Below are 21,693 nucleotides of genomic sequence, written 5' to 3' on the forward strand. Positions count from 1 at the left end.
AGATGAAATTTTCACACTTTTTTATACAGCGACCGATTTTTGCGGCCATGCTGTCGTTGATTATTTTAATTGCAGGTAGCATTTCATTATTTCAGCTGCCGGTCAGTGAATACCCAGAAGTCGTACCACCGACAGTGGTTGTGACTGCCAGTTATCCAGGTGCGAACCCGACGGTTATTGCACAAACAGTGGCAACACCGCTTGAGCAAGAAATAAATGGCACCGAAAACATGCTGTATATGTTTTCACAAGCAACCAGTGACGGACGTATGACGCTCACGGTGACATTTGCGTTAGGCACTGATTTAGACCGTGCCCAAGTGCAAGTGCAAAACCGAGTAAATAGTGCGCTGCCGCGTTTGCCACAAGAAGTGCAACGTTTAGGGGTTGTTGCTGAAAAATCATCACCCGATTTAACCATGGTGGTGCATTTATATTCACCCCAAAACAGCCATGACACCGCGTATTTATCAAATTATGCCGATTTAAATATCAAAGATGAAATAGCGCGTTTACCTGGTGTGGGTGATATTCGTTTATTTGGTGGTGGTAAATATGCAATGCGAGTTTGGCTTAACCCAGATGCGCTAGCATCACGTGAGCTTACTGCAAGTGACGTGGTCAATGCACTACGCTCGCAAAATCAGCAAGTTGCAGCGGGCAGTTTAGGTTCGCAACCGATTTCAAATGACAGTCAGTTCCAAATTTTATTAAACGTCAAAGGACGCCTTAATAGCATTGAAGAGTTTAAACAAGTCATTATTAAAGTTGGGGAGCAAGGGCAGCTTACGCGTTTGTCAGATGTGGCACGTGTTGATTTAGGCCAAGATTCTTATGCATTGCGTGCTGAGCTTGATAATAAACCCGCTTTAGCGATGCCAATATTTCAACGCCCAGGGTCAAATGCCATTGAGCTCTCTGATCAGGTGCGTGAAACGATGGCACGTTTATCAAAAGACTTTCCAGCAGGTGTTGAATACGACATTGTTTATGATCCAACGGTATTTGTACGAGGCTCAATTGATGCGGTGATCGCCACTTTACTCGAAGCAATCGTGCTGGTGGTGATTGTGGTTATTGTGTTTTTACAAACCTGGCGCGCATCTATTATTCCGTTAATTGCGGTGCCTATTTCACTCATTGGTACCTTTGCAGTAATGCAATGGCTTGGGGTTTCTATTAATACCTTATCGCTATTTGGTTTAGTACTGGCTATTGGTATCGTGGTTGATGACGCAATTGTGGTTGTAGAAAACGTTGAGCGAAACATAGAAGATGGCTTATCTCCGCTTGAAGCAACCCGCGTGGCAATGACGGAAGTAACCGGCCCTATTATTGCGATTGCATTAGTATTATGTGCGGTATTTATTCCGACGGCTTTTATTACTGGGCTTTCAGGGCAGTTTTATAAGCAATTTGCATTAACCATTACTATTTCAACGGTAATTTCGGCGTTTAACTCATTAACGCTGTCGCCAGCACTGGCTGCTTTATTGTTGAAATCACATGATGCCGAGCCTGATGCGTTTACCCGCGTGCTTAATAAATTATTTGGCCGTTGGTTATTCCAACCTTTTAATCGCGTGTTTGACCGTGGTGCTAAAGGGTATGAAAAGCTGGTACAAAAGCTTATTCGTATGAGCGTTGTAGTTATGGTTGCGTATATTGCCTTAGTTGGCGGTACGATTAAATTGTTTGATGCGGTACCGGGTGGGTTTATTCCACAACAAGATAAGCAATACTTAGTCGCCATTGCGCAGTTACCTGACGCTGCAAGTTTAGACCGTACAGAAGCGGTGGTAAAACAAATGCAGCAAATTGCATTAGAGGTACCTGGGGTTGCGAACACGGTAGCGTTTCCTGGCCTTTCAGTGAATGGTTTTACTAATAGCCCAAATAGCGGCATCGTATTTACACCACTGGCGCCTTTTGCAGAGCGTACGGATCCGAGTATGTCGGCTTCGGCTATTGCAGCGCAATTAAACCAACGTTTTGCGGCCATTGATGAAGCCTTTGTCGCTGTGTTTCCGCCACCGCCAATTCAAGGTTTAGGCACCACAGGTGGCTTTAAATTGCAAATAGAAGATAGAGCTAACAAAGGCTTTGAAGCCTTATTTAACAGTTTGCAATCAGTGATTGCTGCGGCGCAAAAAGATCCGGCGTTAATGGGGCTGTATTCAAGCTTTAGAATTCAAGTGCCACAAATGGATATTGATATTGACCGTGAGCAAGCGCTTATTCAAGGTATTCCATTAGATGAAGTGTTTAACTCGTTACAAATTTATTTAGGCTCAGTGTATGTAAACGACTTTAATTTGTTTGGTCGTACTTACCAGGTTAATGCCCAAGCTGATGCTGATTTTAGGGTAGACCCAGAGCAAATACTAAACCTAAAAGTGCGTAATCGTGCCGGTAATATGGTGCCGTTAGGCTCAGTATTAACGGTAACGCCTACCATCGGCCCAGATCGTGTAATGCATTACAACGGCTACCCAAGTGCAGAGCTTAATGGCAGCCCAGCGCCCGGTTATAGTTCTGATCAAGCGCAATTGGCGATTGAAGCTGTACTAGCAAAAACATTGCCTACTGGCATTGAATATGAGTGGACTGAGGTAACGTACCAGCAAGTATTAGCAGGTAATACTATGGTGTATGTATTCCCTCTGGTTGTATTGCTGGTGTTTATGGTACTGGCCGCACAGTATGAAAGCTTACGTTTACCACTGGCCATTATTTTAATTGTACCTATGACTATTTTCTCAGCGTTATTAGGGGTGTGGTTTGTAGGTTCAGACAACAACATATTTACGCAAATAGCGTTGATTGTACTGGTCGCATTGGCTTCTAAAAATGCCATCCTTATGGTGGAATTTGCTAAAGATAAGCATGACACTGGGTTATCGCACCTTGAGGCGATGTTAGCGGCGTGTCGATTACGTTTACGCCCAATTTTAATGACATCAATTGCGTTTACCGCAGGTGTCATACCGCTTGTATTGGCAACCGGTGCCGGTGCAGAAATGCGTCATGCCATGGGTAATGCAGTGTTCTCGGGCATGATTGGAGTAACTGTGTTTGGACTATTATTTACACCGGTGTTTTATATGCTGGTGGTAAAAAAGCCGCGCGTTAAGGAGTCTTCGCATGACTAAATTTAACTTAAGCGCCCTTAAATTATCGCCATGGTTGAGTTCTGCATTAGCGGTTGCTGTGTTATCAGGTTGTGCGAGTAAAATTGACACAGCTGCTCAGCAACAACAGGTTGATGAGTTTGTTGCCAAGGCAATATCTGCAGAGCAGTTTATGGGTGAAGATGAGCAAAACTGGTGGCATAAGCTGGGCTCAGCGCAGCTAAACCAACTGCTGAGCAACGCACTTGCTAATAATTACGACTTACAAACAAGTCAGCTGGTATTAAAAAGCGCTTTGGCGCGTATTGGCGAGCAACAAGCGCAATACTTACCGCAAGGCGGTGTTGAGGTTGGTGCAAAGCGAAGCGGGCTAGGCAATACCAATAGCCGACAATCAAGTGCGAATGTAGCACTTGATTGGCAGCTCGACTTATTTGGTCGAATTACTGCGTTAGTCGATGCCGCGAATTCTCAAGCAATGAGCCAAGCTGAGCAAGTTAGGTTATTGCAAATTGAAGTGGTGTCGGCTGTGGTTAAAGGCTTTGTGAGTTATCAAGGTAATCTGCAAAAGCAGCAAATTATTGAAATGCAAATAGAAGCGCTTGAACAAAGCATTCAAGTGCTGCAGGCCCAAGTTGATGAAGGTGTGGCCAATGAGCTCGACTTAAACCGCACTATGGCGCAACTTAGGCAGCAGCAAGCCTTGGTGCCGGCAATTAAATATGCGAAGTACCGTGACTTATCTACTTTGGCCGTATTAAGCGCGCAAACTACGCAATCACTGAGCATTAATGATGAACGTACTATATTAACTAAGGCATTTGCGGTGTCATTGGCAAAGCCTAATGATGCAATAGCACTAAGACCTGATATAAGTCGTGCTTTATTTGATTTTAGCCAGGCAAATAGCCTGAGTGTAGCAGCCAGTAAAGCTTTATTGCCGGATATTAGCTTAAGCGGCTTTGCAGGCGTGTTAAGTTTAGGGAGCAACGGTTTTAGTGATACCCAGCAGCAATGGCAAGTAGCGCCGCAATTGCAGTGGTCATTATTAAGTTACCCTGCGCTTTTAGCACAACGCGATGCGCAGCAGTTTTTAAGCCAAGCAGCGTATACTGACTACCAGCAAGTGGTATTAAAAGCGATTAACGAGAGTGAACTTTCTCTGCAATTATTGGCCAATCAAGCACAGCAATCGCGCTTTGCTGAGCAGCGTTATCAATTTGCTAATAATGCATTTTTACAAGCACAAGCAATGTACGAAGAAGGGCAAATTCCTTACTTAGAGTTGTTAGATGCGCGTCAGGATGTTTTAATAGCGCAAGAAAATGCCGTTGATTCAACTATTTCATCGCTACTTGCCAAAGTAAATGCCTACCAGTCATTTAATGGGCGATGGAGTTACGCGTTAAGTAATACTAACAAGTAGAGTTTTTGATGCCTAATACTGCAGATACAAACCCAAATACTATTCCTACATTAATGCGCTCTATTGTGTTAAATGAGCCCAATGAGGATATTAACTTATCGGATACTCTGTTACCTGTGCCTCAGTGCACAGGGAATGAGTTATTAGTAAAAGTAGAGTACGTTGGTTTAAACCCGGTGGATGCACAATTTGCCAAGTCTGGCTTTTGTACGTGGCAATACCCGCATGTTTTAGGTTTGGATGCAGTGGGGACAGTGGTTAAAGCGGGCAAAGGTATTTTTCCGGGGGTAGGGGAGCGTGTTATGTGGCACGCCAGCGTAGGTGAGCAAGGGGTACTGAGCGAATACGCAAAAGTGCCTAATTATGCGGTGTCTATCCTTCCTCAGCAATTAGCCAGTGACAAAGCTGCAACTTTACCCTGCGCCGGAATGGCGGCATTGATCAGCTTAGATAAACTATCAGTAACTGAGGGCGATACGCTCTTTGTTGAAGGTGGCGCTGGCGCTGTAGGGCAATTTGCTATTCAGTTTGCCAAGCAGCGCGGTGCAGATGTATTTACCACCGCCTCTAAGCGCAATCATAAGTTAGTTAAGCAACTCGGCGCCGATGTGGTCTTTGATTACAACGATAAAGCCTTATGTGACAAAATTCGTCGAGAGTTAGGTCCACAAGGGTTTGACGCTATTATTGATATTATGGGGGGGGAATCGACCATTCAAAATATCGAACTAATGCGTTTTTGTGGTCGTATTGCTTGTTTAAATCCACTTCCTAACTTTGAACAGCAGCTAATGTATCGGCGTGCGCCTAATATTAGTATTGTCTCCTTAGGAGGTGCGTGGCTAGCTAACAGCTTATGTGCGCAGCAGCGGATGAGTTTCATGGGCAATTTGTTGCTTGAAAAGGTAGCAAATGGCGAGATAATTCCTCCAGAAGTATTAGCTGTTGATTTTAACGCAAAGGCTGTTTCGGCTGCATTAAACAATCAGTTAGCAGGTGGTTTTACAGGTAAACAAGTGGTTAAAATAAGCTAATTTCACCCAAATTCTCGTATTAAAAAACGCAGCCTAATTTTAGGCTGCGTTTTTTTGTTTCTACTTTATTACCAAATCCGTATTTGCGGCGCCAACAACCAGAATTATTAAATTTTTTACAAAAAAAATAATAATTCAGCGTACAGTTGTAAGCCTTTTTATTTCAACAGTTTACGTTCAGGTAAAGAAAATAAATTGCAAAAACTGTTAATTAATTGAATAGAGTAATTGATCTAAACCGATTTTTATGACGTAATGTAGGTATTATTTATCTGGTCGGATGAGTTCGTTATGAGTTTACGTACAAAATTAAAAAAAGTATTACCAAGTATTTCAGTTACTGAGCAAGAAGCGTTAGACGCTGGCGATGTATGGCTAGAAGGGTCTATCTATCAAGGTAAACCAGATTTCAGCGCGCTACGCGACGTACCTGCGGCTAAATTAACCGCAGACGAGCAAGCGTTCCTAGATGGCCCAGTACAAGAATTACTTGGCATGATTGACGATTCAGTCATTCAAAATGGTATTCATTTACCAAACGACATTTTAGAGTTTTTGAAAAAAGAGCGTTTCTTCTCGCTGATCATCCCTAAATCGTTTGGCGGTTTAGAGTTCAGCCCATACGCTAACTCAACAATTGTAGGTACAATTGCTACTAAAAGCTCAGCGGTTGCGGTAACCGTAATGGTACCAAACTCGTTGGGCCCGGGTGAGTTACTTCTTCACTTTGGTACAGAGGAGCAACAAGCACACTACCTACCACGCCTTGCAAATGGTACAGACATTCCATGTTTTGCATTAACCAGCCCAGAAGCAGGCTCTGATGCAGGCGGTATTCCAGATGTAGGTACCGTAACTAAAGGTATGTACAAAGGCGAAGAAGTACTTGGCTTAGAAATCACGTGGGACAAACGCTATATTACACTCGCGCCAATTGCTACTGTACTTGGTTTAGCGTTTAAAGTAGTTGACCCAGATGGTCTACTAGGTGGCAAAGAAAACCTAGGTATTACTTGTGCACTTATTCCAAAAGAGCACCCTGGTGTAGAACTTGGTAACCGTCATGATCCTATGGGTATCCGTTTTTACAACGGTACTACACGTGGTAACAAAGTATTTGTACCAATGGACTTTATTATCGGTGGCCAGAAGAACATCGGTCGCGGTTGGCAAATGCTGGTTAGCTGTTTAGGCGCAGGGCGTGGTATTTCATTACCAGCATTGGGTGTAAGTACAGCACAAGTTGCATTTAAATCAGCTTCTGAGTACGCAGCCGTGCGTGAACAGTTTGGTTTATCAATTGGTCAATTCGAAGGTATTCAAGAAAAGCTAGCTGACATTGCAGGTAAAACATACCTACAAGAAGCAATGCGAGTACTGACAACTGAAGGTTTAGGCATGGGCTTAAAACCATCGGTAGTGACTGCAATCGCTAAATACCATATGACAGAGCTTGGTCGTGATGTACTTGATTCAGCAATGGATATTCAAGCAGGTAAAGCGATTCAAAACGGTCCACAAAATACATTAGCGAGTGGTTACGTGGCGCAGCCTATTGCCATTACGGTAGAGGGCGCGAACATTCTGACTCGTAACCTAATGATATTTGGCCAAGGTGTTATGCGTTGTCACCCATACTTACAATCTATGGTTGAGTCTATCCACAGCGATGACAAAAACGCAGATGCAGAATTTAATAGTATTTTACGTAAAACAATTGGCTACAGTACAGCAAATAGCTTACGTGCATTCCGTTTAGGTGTATTACCGTTTACTGCTGGTGCAAACTCGGCATTACCAGAAGTACGTGACTACGAAAAAGCAGTGCATAAACTATCAGCTAAATTAGCTGTGTATGCTGACTTCTCGTTACTAGTACTTGGCGGTAAACTAAAGCAAGCTGAGATGCTTTCAGCACGTTTAGGCGATGTAATGAGCTTCTTGTATGCAGCTATGGCATCTATTAAGTATTACGAGCAAAAAGTAGCAAGCAGCGAGCGTGAGCAAGCGGCTCCTTACTTCCATTACGCAACACGTTTTGCATTACAAAGTGCTGAAGAGGCATTGCACAAGTTCTTAGATAACTTCCCTGCAAGTGGTACACGTAAGTTCATTCGTTTCATTACCATGAACTACTCAACTAAAATGCCAAAAATCAGCGATGATTTAATTCGTGAATTAGCGAAACAAGCTCAGCTTGATACAGCATTTAAAGCGCAAATTACCCATTTAGTTAAGCCAATTAAAGGTGATGGTCATCACATCAACGAGCAAGCTTACAAAGCTAAAATGGCATCACTTGAGTTATTAGCAAAAGTGAAAAAAGCGCTACGTGCTAAAACCTTTAAGCCGGGTACGCGCTTTTCAATCACGCTTGAAAATGCACTTGCTGCAAAAGTAATTAACGACGCTGAGTTTGTTCAGTTAAGTGATTACAACAAAAAACGTGAAAAAGCGATTCGTGTTGATGAGTTCGACTTCGATATGAACATTCTAGACGACAACGCACAGCCAGTTAATCCACTTAAAAGCGTGGTTAACCAATAAAATTCAATAATGCAAAGCGCCTGCAGTTTAGGCGCTTTTATTGATACAAAATTAGTGTGGAGCTCCGCTTGTGTAAAAACAAGCGGGGCTTTTTTATGGGTTTTCAAAGTAGAAATAGATAGCGGTATTGGTCTTAAAACGAATATGTATTCGTAGAGAATTAAAAAGAGATGCTTATAATCTTGAAAAAGGGCTAACAACCCCGTTGGCACCTTGTTGCAGTACATGGGTATATATTTGTGTGGTTTTAACATCAGAATGGCCAAGCTGAGCTTGAACAGTTCTTATATCGGCGCCATTAGAGTGTCTTAATGTATGAGGTGTTATTATTTTTGTTAATCCTGATTTTTGGACGGCTTTTTTAACCTCTTTTCTAATACAAGAGTGATGAAAATGATGTCGTCTTATTTCACCACTTTGAGGATCTGAACTTAATATATGAGAAGGAAATAAATACTGCCACGCAAGCGATTTTGCGGCACTTGGATATTTTTTTGTTAAAGCATATGGCATCCACACACCAGCATATTCCGTATTATTTAAATCAAGTTTTAAATAGTCATCAACGTTCAAAATTTGATTTCTCAGCATAGGAATTAGCTCTGTGGCTAGCGTTACAATACGGTGTTTATTACCTTTCCCATTCCATACTTGAATGCATTTATAATCAAAATCAATATCTTTCACCCTTAACTGCACCGCTTCCATTACTCTTAAACCGCTACCATACATAAGGCCTGCAATAAGATAATAGCGCTTATTTAAATGAGTCATAAGCAGCTTAACTTCTTCTGGCGTCATTACGACAGGCAGTTTTGCTTGTTTTTTACTGCGGGCAAAATTTAAGTTTAACGATAGTTCACTTTTTATTATGTGCTTGTATAAAAATGACAATGAATTAAGTGCTGTGGCTTGCGTTCGTGGTGCAACATTTTGCTTTAAAACTAAGTGTTCTAGATAGCGTTCGACTTCATTGTCTCCCATTGAGGCGGGGTGGCGCTTATTATGAAAATGAATATAAGATGCAATCCACCTCAGGTAGGTATCTACGGTACGTAATGAATACTGACGAACTAGCATATATTCAGCTATGTAATTTAAAAATGGGGAACGTGTTTTCATACTATTACCAACAATAGTGCTGTTTTTATATACAGTATAGTTGTGATGCTCACATATTCAAGAAAATGAGCTGCGAGCGCATTTTCTCTTTTATTGAGAGTTTGAGTGCTAATAAAAAATTATATATAGCAATGTGTTAAGTTATTTGGTAAAAATGATTTATAAAATACATGAGCGTATCGTTGGCAGAAATATGCGCGATGAGCGCACTATTAAATTGTTGAACTAAGCCGCTACGCGGAGATCCTATTCTTATCATTTGAGCCACACTTACCTTGGGGTTATCCCATAACTTGGAGGTAAGTCATGAATACACTCATTGAACAAGTCAAAACTGAAATAGCCTATCGTGGTTATTCGCAAAGTACATGTAAAAGCTACTGTGAACATTTACTAAAACTCAGTCATTATTTTAATAAACCGCTCGATTCGATTACTGATGAGGAACTTAACGCCTTTTTTAACGATCCTGCGATTCGTAAACTTTCTAGAGCAAGCCAAAAAATACAGATAAACAGTATTTGGTTCTTGTTTAAGAATATTTTACATCGGCCACTTAACTTAGATATTGTACTGCCAAAAGTAAAACTTCGCGCACCCACGTATTTATCGCGCGATGACATGCGACGGCTTATAGAAAGTTGCACCGATATGCGCTTAAAAACATTGATTATGGTGTGCTATGGGTGTGGCTTACGTATTAATGAACTGCTACGCATTAAAGTGCAAGATATCGATGGACAGCGTAAAACTATTTTAATTGAACAAGGTAAAGGGGATAAATCACGATATGTGGTTGTATCAGATAGCGTGCTGGCTCAATTACGTTGTTATTGGAAAATGTATCACCCAACAGGTTGGATGTTCTATTCACGGTTATTAATGGATAAACCTATGTCAGCATCAACCTTCAGGAAGCCATTGAGAAAACATGCACAAGCGTGTGGCTTAAAGCACTGTAATCCACATACTTTACGCCATGCTTATGCAACACACCAACTTGAATCAGGTATGCCACTTCATCAACTGCAACATCAGCTTGGCCACAGTGATATTAAAACCACACAAAGTTACTTACATTGGTTACCAGAGTTAGGTCATGGCGGCATTGATTTGCTTGCGAGCTGGAGTAAACAATGAACGCCTTACACCTCGCTGATATTTTAAACTCAAGCCTTGAGAGTTATCGCCAACATCATACGGTGAGTTATCAACAACTGCGCGTGTGTCAGCACCTTCAATCATGCAGAACGGGTCAGCTCGGTTATCAAGCATGGCAATGTGATAGCTGTGGGGAGTCGCAAAAGATTGGATGTAGTTGTCGAGACCGTCATTGTCCGCGTTGCCAAGGCATGGCTACTGCTAAGTGGGTGCAAAGGCAGCAAGAGGATTTATTACCGTGTCGGTATTTCCACCTTGTTTTTACGCTCCCTCATGAGTTGAATATCATTGCGCACTACAACCCAAACGCGTTGTATCAGTGTTTATTCAAAGCCACATGGCAAACGCTGAGTAAATTTGCGAAACGAAAGAGGCATGGTCAGTTAGGCATGACAAGTGTACTGCATACGTGGGGGCAAAACTTAGGTCAGCATATCCATTTACACTGTTTGATACCCGCAGGCGCGCTTGATAAAGCGCACTGGCATGAAATAGAAAAAGGCTATTTATACCCCGTTAAAGCATTATCAACAGTGTTCAGAGGGAAAATGCTGGCGGCGCTCAATGAATGCGATAGTTCATTCGCGAAGGTAAGCACGCCAACCAAATGGTGCGTGTATAGCAAAGCCTGTTTAACGTACAGTGAAAAGCTAGTTAGTTACCTTGCTCGTTATACCCTAAAAGGCGTGATGTCAGAATCGCGATTAGTGTCAGCGACTGAAGAAACAGTGAGCTTTAAATACCGCGATTATGCAGATAACAACCGCGATAAAGTCATGACTCTGAGTTGTGATGAATTTTTACGGCGCTACTTACAACATGTATTGCCCAAAGGGTTTATGCGCATTCGCCACTATGGCTTTTTAGCTAATGCGTGTCGCAAGCGAAAGTTAGCATTAATAAGGTCACAAGAATCACACAGAGGTAAAGTGGAGAAGCTAAAGACAGAAAACGTAACACTGATACCGCATTGGCCTTGCCAGCATTGTAAGGCAGGTATCTTGCGGTTAATTGGCGTATTCCAGTTATATGAAACAAGGACCAAAGTAGAGCGAACGAGTTAGCAGCTAGGTAGCTGCTTAAAATCAATTAGTTAACCTGCTTAACTGCTCAGGCTAGCGGCCTCTGTACGTGTAAAAAATATAATTGCTTATTAAGGCAAATTAAGGTGTAATGAATACATAATAAGCGCTGAGCAATGCAGGGAAAGCTTACATAACACTAGCTAAGCTGATTAAATCAGCTAGGAAAGTGAGAGCCTCCAAAAAGCAAATTCCCATAGCATAAACAACACCAACGCTGACACACCGAGCAGGTAGCGGCTCAGTCCAACAAGCGATTATGCAACACAAACAGCGTGTCGCATAAATACTAAAATGTTAGAAGGCAGTATGAAGTTACCACTGGTTATACTAATATCGCTATTCGCCTTACAGTCGATGGCTGATTCTTGCACTAAAATTTCCAGTTTCGATGAATCAACATTAGAAATTTTTATCGTATGCCCTGATTTTCCAAATAAAACTGAAAATGAACTTAGTTCTATTCTGTACAGAGTTTTTACGGAGAATAAATTTCCAGTTAAAGACTATGTAGTTAAATTCGTTATTTCGGATAAATATACGGGTAATGAAAACCTAACAAAAGATAGCCATCTTGGGACTTATCACGCTAGTGATAATGGGGTTACAATTTGGCCTAAAAATAAAGAGAAGAAACGGCAGATTCAATTACGAATCTAAAAGCCTTCTAACAAAGCCAGCCAATTCGCCAGCAAGCTGGCTGGACTCGTAAACTCGCCATTGCTGGCAGGCGTTATACGTTTTGAGGAATAACTGATATCAATGAAATGGTTTACAAAGATAGATCAAAAGAAATTCAGTTTCATTTTGTTGGCCTTGTTATTCATTTTTCTAGGCATTGGCTTTTTTTGCGATACAAATTCTTACTTTGTCGGAAATTTAACACCCGAGATAACAGGTGTCTGCTTAGAACTTTTAATAATTATATGGGTTTTTGATAAGTGGCAAGAAATAAACAAGAAGAAAAAATTAATTTCACTAGAGAGACGCTTGCGGGAGTATCTGATTTTCTTCTTAAAACATAATTTTAAAACGCTACCACAGGAGCTTCGCGTTGGTAAATTTTTCGGCATTGATCATGCCAAAAACATTGATCAACTAGACGCACTTCTGAAATACATTAGAGAAAATGGTCTTTCAGAAAAAGAGGTTATGTCAATTCAAGAACACTGCATTAGAGAATCTAGTACCTTGGATAATCTTTTACCTGTTGCATCTGAATTAACTAACGATCACTTTAAAGCATGGTGTCGAATTGTTTACTTTGTAAATTGTATTGCGAAATCTAGTGAGCCAGTTAGCAAATCTACAATTGATATTATTCAAAACATAAAGAGGTTTGATACTGCATCATTTGACAAAAAACTTTATGTTGGTGCCGAAAACGTATAACAATCGCATCAAGGCGGAATCAAAAAGCTTGGCTTGGTTCGTGCCTCACCAATTAAAGCCAAGCATTTTGTTCCGCTTATGCGGGCGTTATGTGAATCAAGCGGCTACTAATCAATATTTCGAGGCAAATATGAATTTTAATACAATAAAAAATATACTCTCAAGCGGTCAAATTGCATCTGATCAAGTTAATCCAATCATTAATACTATTAAAGTTGAAGATTTGGCTTCATTAACTGAAATCGAAAAAGAGGCTTTAACTGAACTTGTAAACAAGATGCTTTTTCTTATTCAAGATTCTGCTTCTGGGGCATATTTAGAAAATCCTGAAAAAGCTGAGTTAATAGCGCAAGCCATGCTGTAATTTTCACATAACAAGCCAATCAAGCGGGACTAAAAACAGTTTGCTCGGTTTCGCTTCGCTACACATTTTAGCAAATAATTTTTAGCCCCTTATTGGGGCGTTATGTATTTTAGAAGCCGCCAGCATGTGTGCAGCAAGATTAACAAGCAAGGAGACAAATTAGTGTTGGATTTTATAAGCGATGTTAAACCATTTTTAGAGGTGCTTTACTTCATAGCAGGAATAGTTGTCGCTTGCTCTGCAATTTTTGCACTTAAGCAAATATCAATATTGAAACGAACTTTACAAGTGCAATCAAAACGTGATGCGTTAAAAATAACCTCAGAACAATGTGAAATATACTTCAATCAAATAATAAAACAGCAAAATGAATTTCACGATCAAATAAAAAAGCATGATGTTAAATATTTTGAAGGCTGGGATATCAAGACAAAAAATAATTCAATTTCTATTAGTCGAAAATCTAAACCTAGTATGAAAGGATTTGAGGATATAGTTGATTCTTTGTCTGTTTTGAATTCAATGGAATCATTTTCCTCATTCTTTATCTCTAAAGTCGCCGATGAGACGGTTGCATATAATACGATTGGAACAAATTTCTTAAACTTCAGCAGAGAACTAATGCCATGGGTCTTAGGCTGCAGGGAAGATGGTCATTTTCAAAACTTAACGAAACTGTTTATTCTGTGGGAAACACGTAGGTTGCATTTTGAGCTTCTAAATGAGAAGCGAGATCTAGAGAAAAAACTGCAGAATACAAGCTTTGAAACTACTACTCCTTTAGGTGCAGAAAATACATAACAAGGCGCTCAAGCTGATTCGTAAACGCGTGCCGAACTCGCTATCGCTCAGACATGGCACACGTTCACTCACAGCTTAGCTTTGCGTTAGCTGTCTTATCAATATCGCATGTTCAATTTACTGTACAACTGGAGTGGTGAAGACTATACTTGTTCCATTAAACGTACATGTGGAGGTTCTTATGAGAATCGTATCTTTTACTGAAGCTAGAAATGGTCTCAAAGCTGTTTTGGACGGTGTAGTTAATGACGCTGATACAACAGTTATTACACGCCGCGATTCTGAAGATGCTGTGGTTATGTCTTTAGACTACTACAATAGCCTTATGGAGACAGTTCACTTACTACGCTCTCCTCAAAACGCTGAACACCTAAACCGTTCAATAGCACAGTACCGTGCTGGTAAAACAACAGCACGAGAATTAATTGATGACTAGTAGTCAACGTTTACTGTCGTGGACTGATGACGCTTGGGATGACTACCTGTATTGGCAAACTCAAGACAAGAAAACACTCAAGCGCATCAACAAACTCATCAATGATGTTAAGCGCTCTCCATTTGAGGGCATAGGTAAACCAGAGCCGTTAAAAGAGAACTTATCTGGTTTTTGGTCTCGTCGTATTGATGACACTAATAGGCTTGTTTACGCAGTCGATGATCAAGCGATAACGATAATTTCGTGTCGTTACCACTACTAAATCAGGTTCAGCGATCTGGCATCTAACAAACAATTTAAGAGTGATTCCCAACGCTTGGCATTTTTCATTCCATCGTTGGGTTTTGTGTTTAAGGTATAATGGTTTCGTTTCGTGGTAGCGTTGCTCACACCTTAATTGGACGTTAGCTTCCATAACACATCACATTAACGAGAAATATATGCGACCAATTGTTTTTATTGTAATAAGCCTTCTTGGCATGAACGCTATAGCAAAAGATAGTCGTACTGAAATTCTTATCAAAAGCTATGCGTATGATTATCAAACACTCATATACTGCTCTACTTACTTTGAAGAAAAAGGATTCTCCTTACAAATTGAGCCTGCTACAACGGCGGCTACAAAGGCATTGACTGAGCTTTGGGGTATTGGAGGAAAAAACCATAAAAAGGAAAAAGAGGGGAAAAAAGATGCTGCCACTGTTTGGGTAAATGGCGGAAGTGACAAAACAAATCTCTGCTTGAAACTAATGAACGAATGGGGTTGAATTATTTTGGGTGCAGATAATATTTACTATAACTGGGCTGAGAAATCTTCACTAAATGCTATGTCACTAGCTAGCGAAGCTAGGATTTTACTGAACTCAGGAAAAGAAGAGCGCGCTTACTACCTTTCTCATATGGCAACGGAGGAGGCATCGAAATCGATTATATTGAAGTTTATCGACTTGTTCGGAACATCTAGCGATCAAATGGAAAGGGTCACGAAGTTACTGAGAAATCACAAGAAAAAAATAGAGTTCATATTAAGTCTATCAAAATCGGAAAATCCAGAACTTACAAAACAATTAGAAGGCTACGAAAAAGACTTAGTTGCTCATATAAACGACCTTAAAAACAACTCAATGTATGTTACTTATATTAATGGTGCCATTTCAACTCCAAGTGAATCAATTGCTGAAAAAGATGTCACCAAATTCATTGAGTTTGCTGAAAGTATGGCTAAATATTCAAGTATAAAGCTAACAAGTAAGTCCAAAGGACTCGTAAACTCGCCGCTGACTTAGGCGTTGGTATGACTCCCACTGTCAAGTTAAACACACTGATCCTTGCCTAACTTTTTAAGCCATAATTACTTCAGCTCGAATTAGGAAATGAAACAGACACCCATCTTTAATTTGGAATGAAACAGACACCCATCTTTAATTTTGCGGAATAAAACACAATAAAACAGACACCCATCTTTAATTTTGTACTTTCAATGGTTTCAAACTATGCTTTAGGTAGTATGAATAAATAGGCTGGGTGTTCCATGGCAATTGCAAGAAAGCGTCAGGTTAGTTTGGCTGATACGCGATATTATCACTGTATTTCACGTTGTGTACGCCGAGCCTTTTTATGCGGAGAAGACCATTTTACAGGTCAGTCTTATGAGCACCGCAGAGGCTGGGTAGAAGATAGGCTACTTGCCTTAGCAAAAGTATTTTGCATAGATGTGTGTGCTTATGCTGTGATGAGTAATCACACTCATTTAGTATTATATGTAGATGATAAAAAGGCCAATAGGCTAAATGACAAAGCCATTATTATTCGTTGGCATAAAGTGTGTAAAGGCACGTTATTAACGCAAAAATACCTGCAAGGTGAAAAACTCACTAAAGCAGAGCTTATCTTTTTCAATCAAACAGTAAAACAATACCGAGAGCGGCTATCTAGCATCAGTTGGTTTATGCGCTTGTTAAATGAAGATATTGCGCGCAAAGCGAATAAAGAAGACAACTGCACTGGTCGATTCTGGGAAGGGCGCTTTAAATCACAGGCCTTGCTAGATGAAGCCGCACTAGCTGCTTGCATGGCGTATGTAGATTTAAATCCAATTAGAGCAAAGGTAGCCAGCATCCCCGAAAAATCAAATCATACCAGCGTGAAAAAGCGATTAGAAAGTGCAGCAACAGGCAAGCAGCCTAAAAGTTTATTACGTTTTGCAGGATTACCACGCCAAATCATGCCAAAAGGCCTACCTTTTGAACTTAAATCCTACCTTGAACTCGTTGAATTAACAGGCCGTGTTATAAGAGAAGACAAGCAGGGACACATTGACAATATATACCTTCCTTTACTAGAGCGAGTCAATATTAGCCCTGAGAACTGGCTGAAATTGACGACACAATTTACGCGTGTGTTTCATGGTGCAGTCGGTAGACCTTCTTCACATGAAAGCTATTGTGAAAATCTAGGGAGAAAGCGGCGAGCAAACATGAGTAACTGCGAAAAATTACTCGCATAAAGCTTAATCGATCAAATACGTAAACTTACTGTATAGAGCAGGTATTTCCATGTCTGTCATTTAAGTTTTACAACGATATTTACTTATTTAAAGCTGAAACCAGCCTTTTAAAGTTGCAAGAAACTAAATGCAGAGCTTAATAGTGAATTTTGTGACACAGGTTCAATAGGTCATTAAAATGGGTGTCATCGTATGATAATCACAGGTTCAATAGGTCATTAAAATGGGTGTCATCGTATGATATTTAAGTTTTACAACGATATTTACTTATTTAAAGCTGAAACCAGCCTTTTAAAGTTGCAAGAAACTAAATGCAGAGCTTAATAGTGAATTTTGTGACACAGGTTCAATAGGTCATTAAAATGGGTGTCATCGTATGATATTTTTAGGCGCGCGCTGAGCTTGGCGTTAGCTTTCATCGACCATCTATCAAGGATTCTGGTAATAAATGTTTATAAAAATAGTTAAGACGTTTTTGATCGCACTGTCTTGCATAATTACTCTAGGAGTTGTTAACGCTTATGTGTTCGTTCCTGACCTACAGCGACATGGCGAGATCGTGGCCTATCGAGGAGGCGGAAGCGCAGTTAATTATGAAAAACTAAATAAAACTGGCTGTACCGCCCTTTCAATAAAACCATCAAACATCAATTCTGTTGAAAACACACTAGAAGCCGTGGCTTCTTCCGTTGCAGCCGGAGCGAACGTAATTCATCTAAATGTTCACAGAACTCGTGATGATCAACTGGTTGTTTTTCATGACTGGACGTTAGATTGTGCTACAAACGGGTATGGGCCGGTACATAAAACATCGTTTGAGCAGTTGAAAAGTATTGATGCAGGATATGGATATACGTTTGATGATGGTGCGACTTTCCCATTTAGAGGAAAAGGTTTTAGGATTTCCAAGTTAGAGGCGTTTTACGAACGGTATCCAAAGCATGAGTTTTGGTTAAACCTAAAGGATAACGACATACGTTCATTCGAAACTCTATATGAGTATCTATCTGGCAAAAAATCTAGCCATATTGTAATTACCTCTTCAAAAGGTAAAGAGTGGTTTCGAAACAAGGATTCATCTTTACGGTTAGCAAGTGTTGGTAGTGTAAAGAGTTGCGGAATAGATTATCTTTTAGTTGGATGGGCGGGATTAGTTCCTAAGTCCTGTAGGAACACCATTCTTTTTATACCTCCCTCGATGACAAAGTATTTTTGGGGCTATCCTGAACGCCTTGCATCAAGATTACAGAGCTATGGTTCGGATGTTTATCTTTGGTCTCGACATGAATCGATCACTCAACCCTACGATGACGTTGTCGCATCGGGTATTGGAGTTATCACTAGTGATCTTGATTTTATGCGTGCAACACAAGCTAACAAACGCGTCAATCAGGACGCTCGCTAGCTCGCGCTTATTACGCGGGCGTTAAGTTTCCAAGGGGACCATGTACAAGTTATGCAGAAACCCACCTTAAATTTCTTACTTTCAATGGCTTCAAACTATGCCTTAAGAAGTATAAGTAATGAGCATTGTGTGTCATGGCAATTGCATGAAAGCGTCAAGTCAGTTGGCTGATACGCGATATTAACACTGTATTTCATGTTGTGCGCGCAGGGCTTTTTTTATTAAGACCTTTTATTAAAAACACCGTCTAATGTTAAACTAACTAAAATTTAGCAACCTAATATGGCTATGTCTTTTTATCTTCCGTTACTTATCCCGCATTTTGAGCGTATAGCCATTGGCGAAACCCTAACTTCACTTTGGAGTGACTGTGGTCAAATTGTGAAGTGCCAACTTGATGAGCAAGCCTGTGTGATTAAAGCGATTAAAGTACCCGATCACATTAATCATTCTAAAATTAAACAAAGTGCGTTTGCGCTTAACAGGAAACGTGGCTCTTACCACGTTGAATATACATTTTATCAGCAATTTAGTCATAAACTGCCCAAGCAAGCGGCAGCTATTGAATGCATTAAAGCAATCAACAAAGGCGATGAGTTTGCCTTGGTGTTTAAAGATTTTTCAAAGCAGGGTTATATCCAAGCATCTACCGAGAATATAAAAGCGATTTTAATGTGGTTGGCACATTTTCATGCCTTTCATTTAAATACAAAATTTGATGGTTTATGGCCGCAAGGAAGTTATTGGCATTTGGATACACGCCCTGATGAATTTAATAACTTACCTGAAAAGTCCGATATTAAACAGGCTGCATCATTGTTAAACAGTGCGTTAAAGCAATGTAATTATAAAACGTTAATTCATGGTGATGCCAAGCTTGCTAATTTTGCAGCTAATAGCCAAGGGCATATACGCGGTTACGACTTTCAATATGTGGGTGCGGGTGTTGGGGTGGTAGATGTTATGTATTTTATGACCAGCTGTTTGGATGATTCTGAGCTTCACAAATACGCACAAACTTACCTCAACTATTATTTTAGCCAGTTTAAAAACGCACTCAGTCACTACCAACCAGCAGTGAATGCGGATGACGTTATTACACAATGGGCTCATTTATGGCCGGTGGCGTGGGCAGACTTTTATCGGTTTTTACTTGGGTGGAGCCCCGAGCACAAAAAAATTAACGGCTACATGCAAGCCCAAGTAAATAATTGGTTAGCCAGTAACAACTCATAAACACAAAAAGTTGAACAGTTATGGCTAAATTAAATATTTTGGCACGAACTATGAAATCAAGGCTAAAATTAACAGTCAAACGGCCTGTTTTAATATAAAATACGTCAAATTTTTTATCACTAGGTTTATTACTATGGCTATTCACGTTATTTCTCACCCCCTTGTTCAACATAAGTTAGGTTTAATGCGCGCGCATGGAATTAGCACGAAAAGTTTTCGCGAGTTGTGTTCAGAAGTGGGTACCTTATTGACTTACGAAGCCACTAAAAACCTAGAATTAGAAGATAACGAAATTACAGGTTGGGACGGTAATAAACTTAAAGTTGAGCACATTAAGGGTAAAAAAATTACCGTTGTGCCAATTTTACGCGCAGGCCTTGGCATGATGGACGGCGTAATGCAATTACTCCCAGCGGCTAAAGTGAGTGTGGTGGGTTTAGAGCGTAACGAAGAAACACTTGAGCCAGTGCCTTATTTTGAAAAGCTAGTAGGTAATATTGATGAGCGTTTGAGCTTAGTGATTGACCCTATGCTGGCTACTGGTGGCTCTATGATCGCCACCATCGATATGCTTAAAAAAGCAGGCTGTAAAGAAATTAAAGTTATTGTACTGGTTGCTGCGCCTGAAGGCGTTGAAAAAACATTAGCCGCTCACCCAGATGTAGAGATTTTTACTGCCTCAGTTGATAGCCACCTCAATGAAAAAGGCTACATTATCCCGGGATTAGGGGATGCAGGTGATAAAATTTTCGGTACGGTTTACTAGGGTTTAGCAGTGCAAAATAATTCTACGTTTTCAATAAAAACCATTTTAACGGGTGCCCAAATGCTATTTGTAGCGTTTGGTGCACTGGTATTAGTGCCTATTTTAACCGGCCTCGATCCGAGTGTTGCCTTGTTTACCGCAGGTTTAGGTACTTTGTTGTTTCAATTAGTGACCAAAGGCCAAGTGCCTATTTTTTTAGCCTCGTCATTTGCGTTTATTGCACCCATTATTGCCTCAGTGCAAATGTGGGGCATACCCGCCACTATGGGCGGCTTAATGGCAGCGGGCTTTACTTATATGCTGTTGAGTTTATTGGTGAAGTTTAAAGGCACAAAAACCTTACATAAAATTTTGCCGCCAATTGTGGTCGGCCCAGTCATTATGGTGATTGGCCTCGCACTCGCGCCAGCTGCGGTTAATATGGCCATGGGTAAAAGTGGCGATGGTGTTACACAAATTATTGCCTACGATAGTGCCATTATTATCTCTATGTTCTCATTACTAGTCACTTTAGTGTTTGCCGTGTGGGGCAAAGGGGTATTTAAACTAATACCTATTTTAGCCGGTGTTGTTGCCGGTTACACGCTATCGTTATTTATGGGTGTAGTGCAGTTTGAAACAGTCAGTAATGCACAGTGGTTGGCAGTGCCTAACTTTGTACTGCCAGAGTTTAAATGGCAAGCCATTTTGTTTATGGTGCCGGTGGCAATTGCGCCTGCTATTGAACACATTGGCGACATGATGGCAATTAGCCAAGTTACAAAAAAAGACTATTTGAAAAAGCCAGGGCTACATCGCACTTTATTTGGTGATGGGTTAGCCACGTCTGCTGCGTCATTATTTGGCGGCCCACCTAACACCACTTACTCAGAGGTAACCGGTGCGGTAATGCTAACTAAAAACTTTAACCCTAAAGTGATGATGTGGACTGCCATTATTGCAATTTGTTTGGCGTTTGTGGCTAAAATGGGCGCGGGCTTGCAAACCATTCCGGTCCCTGTAATGGGCGGCATAATGATTTTATTATTTGGCTCTATTGCCGTTATTGGCTTAAATACTTTAGTTAAATCGGGCGATGACTTAAGCGAACCTCGCAATTTAAGTATTGTGGCGCTTATTTTAATTTGCGGTATTGGTGGTATGCACATTGGTAGCAGCCAGTTCAGCCTTGAAGGTGTGAGCTTATGCGCTGTTTTAGGTATAGTATTAAATTTAGTATTCCCAAAAGCACAGAGCAACGAGAATTAAATTTGCACTGTGGTTAAAAATATTGCACCAAAAAAG

20 protein-coding genes are annotated in these 21,693 nt (G+C 40.6%); 19 read left to right on the forward strand and 1 reads right to left on the reverse strand.

Annotated elements, in window-relative coordinates; all coding sequences use genetic code 11:
* Positions 1–2 precede the first annotated feature (2 nt).
* The 4 genes from LOC50_RS17025 (at position 3) to LOC50_RS17040 (ending at position 8,138) form a co-directional block, all read left to right on the forward strand.
* Positions 3–3,152: an efflux RND transporter permease subunit gene (locus LOC50_RS17025; RefSeq protein WP_036983919.1), complete on the forward strand. Its 3,150-nt coding sequence runs from the start codon at positions 3–5 to the stop codon at positions 3,150–3,152.
* On the forward strand, positions 3,145–4,557 hold the full coding sequence (locus tag LOC50_RS17030) for a TolC family protein (protein WP_250654013.1): 1,413 nt from the start codon (positions 3,145–3,147) through the stop codon (positions 4,555–4,557). Before LOC50_RS17025 ends, LOC50_RS17030 begins: the two co-directional genes overlap by 8 nt.
* Before the next feature lie 8 nt (positions 4,558–4,565).
* Positions 4,566–5,591, forward strand: coding sequence for a zinc-binding dehydrogenase (locus tag LOC50_RS17035; RefSeq protein WP_069438967.1), 1,026 nt, complete (start codon positions 4,566–4,568; stop codon positions 5,589–5,591).
* Positions 5,592–5,882: 291 nt separating this feature from the next.
* A complete protein-coding gene (locus LOC50_RS17040; protein WP_214552191.1) occupies positions 5,883–8,138 on the forward strand; it encodes an acyl-CoA dehydrogenase in 2,256 nt (751 codons plus the stop codon).
* A 174-nt stretch (positions 8,139–8,312) separates the two neighbouring features.
* Here the strand turns inward: LOC50_RS17040 and LOC50_RS17045 are convergent, their stop codons facing one another.
* Positions 8,313–9,260: an integron integrase gene (locus LOC50_RS17045; protein ID WP_250654014.1), complete on the reverse strand. Its 948-nt coding sequence runs from the start codon at positions 9,258–9,260 to the stop codon at positions 8,313–8,315.
* A gap of 306 nt (positions 9,261–9,566) precedes the next feature.
* Between LOC50_RS17045 and LOC50_RS17050 the strand changes: the two genes are divergently transcribed.
* The 15 genes from LOC50_RS17050 to LOC50_RS17120 all read left to right on the forward strand — a co-directional run bounded on the left by LOC50_RS17050 (position 9,567) and on the right by LOC50_RS17120 (position 21,657).
* Positions 9,567–10,400, forward strand: coding sequence for a tyrosine-type recombinase/integrase (locus LOC50_RS17050; protein ID WP_063528612.1), 834 nt, complete (start codon positions 9,567–9,569; stop codon positions 10,398–10,400).
* The gene (locus LOC50_RS17055) at positions 10,397–11,485 is read left to right on the forward strand and encodes an IS91 family transposase (RefSeq protein ID WP_250653971.1); all 1,089 of its coding nucleotides are present in this window, start codon (positions 10,397–10,399) and stop codon (positions 11,483–11,485) included. Before LOC50_RS17050 ends, LOC50_RS17055 begins: the two co-directional genes overlap by 4 nt.
* Positions 11,486–11,812: 327 nt before the next feature.
* Positions 11,813–12,163, forward strand: a complete 351-nt coding sequence (locus LOC50_RS17060; RefSeq protein WP_250654015.1) for a hypothetical protein — start codon at positions 11,813–11,815, stop codon at positions 12,161–12,163.
* Positions 12,164–12,265: 102 nt separating this feature from the next.
* Positions 12,266–12,895 carry a hypothetical protein gene (locus LOC50_RS17065; protein WP_250654016.1) on the forward strand — a complete coding sequence of 210 codons (630 nt, stop codon included), beginning with the start codon at positions 12,266–12,268 and terminating at the stop codon, positions 12,893–12,895.
* A 40-nt stretch (positions 12,896–12,935) separates the two neighbouring features.
* Positions 12,936–13,259 carry a hypothetical protein gene (locus tag LOC50_RS17070; protein ID WP_250654017.1) on the forward strand — a complete coding sequence of 108 codons (324 nt, stop codon included), beginning with the start codon at positions 12,936–12,938 and terminating at the stop codon, positions 13,257–13,259.
* 162 nt (positions 13,260–13,421) lie between these two features.
* Complete coding sequence (locus LOC50_RS17075) at positions 13,422–14,060, forward strand: DUF4760 domain-containing protein (protein WP_250654018.1); 639 nt, start codon at positions 13,422–13,424, stop codon at positions 14,058–14,060.
* Between the two features lie 181 nt (positions 14,061–14,241).
* The gene (locus tag LOC50_RS17080) at positions 14,242–14,496 is read left to right on the forward strand and encodes a type II toxin-antitoxin system Phd/YefM family antitoxin (protein WP_250654019.1); all 255 of its coding nucleotides are present in this window, start codon (positions 14,242–14,244) and stop codon (positions 14,494–14,496) included.
* Positions 14,489–14,758 carry a Txe/YoeB family addiction module toxin gene (locus LOC50_RS17085; RefSeq protein WP_250654020.1) on the forward strand — a complete coding sequence of 90 codons (270 nt, stop codon included), beginning with the start codon at positions 14,489–14,491 and terminating at the stop codon, positions 14,756–14,758. The genes LOC50_RS17080 and LOC50_RS17085 overlap by 8 nt, the downstream gene beginning before the upstream one ends.
* Before the next feature lie 178 nt (positions 14,759–14,936).
* Positions 14,937–15,263 carry a hypothetical protein gene (locus tag LOC50_RS17090; protein WP_250654021.1) on the forward strand — a complete coding sequence of 109 codons (327 nt, stop codon included), beginning with the start codon at positions 14,937–14,939 and terminating at the stop codon, positions 15,261–15,263.
* A 6-nt stretch (positions 15,264–15,269) separates the two neighbouring features.
* A complete protein-coding gene (locus LOC50_RS17095) occupies positions 15,270–15,782 on the forward strand; it encodes an AbiV family abortive infection protein (RefSeq protein ID WP_250654022.1) in 513 nt (170 codons plus the stop codon).
* 245 nt (positions 15,783–16,027) lie between these two features.
* On the forward strand, positions 16,028–17,002 hold the full coding sequence (locus LOC50_RS17100; RefSeq protein WP_250654023.1) for a transposase: 975 nt from the start codon (positions 16,028–16,030) through the stop codon (positions 17,000–17,002).
* A gap of 448 nt (positions 17,003–17,450) precedes the next feature.
* Positions 17,451–18,407: a glycerophosphodiester phosphodiesterase family protein gene (locus LOC50_RS17105; protein ID WP_036983930.1), complete on the forward strand. Its 957-nt coding sequence runs from the start codon at positions 17,451–17,453 to the stop codon at positions 18,405–18,407.
* 288 nt (positions 18,408–18,695) lie between these two features.
* Positions 18,696–19,643 (forward strand): DUF1679 domain-containing protein, encoded by a 948-nt coding sequence (locus LOC50_RS17600; protein WP_250654185.1) that lies wholly within the window; start codon positions 18,696–18,698, stop codon positions 19,641–19,643.
* A gap of 133 nt (positions 19,644–19,776) precedes the next feature.
* The gene (gene upp / locus LOC50_RS17115; protein ID WP_008115315.1) at positions 19,777–20,409 is read left to right on the forward strand and encodes a uracil phosphoribosyltransferase; all 633 of its coding nucleotides are present in this window, start codon (positions 19,777–19,779) and stop codon (positions 20,407–20,409) included.
* A 9-nt stretch (positions 20,410–20,418) separates the two neighbouring features.
* On the forward strand, positions 20,419–21,657 hold the full coding sequence (locus tag LOC50_RS17120) for a uracil-xanthine permease family protein (RefSeq protein ID WP_250654024.1): 1,239 nt from the start codon (positions 20,419–20,421) through the stop codon (positions 21,655–21,657).
* Positions 21,658–21,693: the final 36 nt, after the last annotated feature.

Origin of the sequence: Pseudoalteromonas sp. SCSIO 43095 (genome assembly GCF_023650455.1) — a bacterium.
Classification (GTDB): Bacteria; Pseudomonadota; Gammaproteobacteria; order Enterobacterales; family Alteromonadaceae; genus Pseudoalteromonas; species Pseudoalteromonas tetraodonis.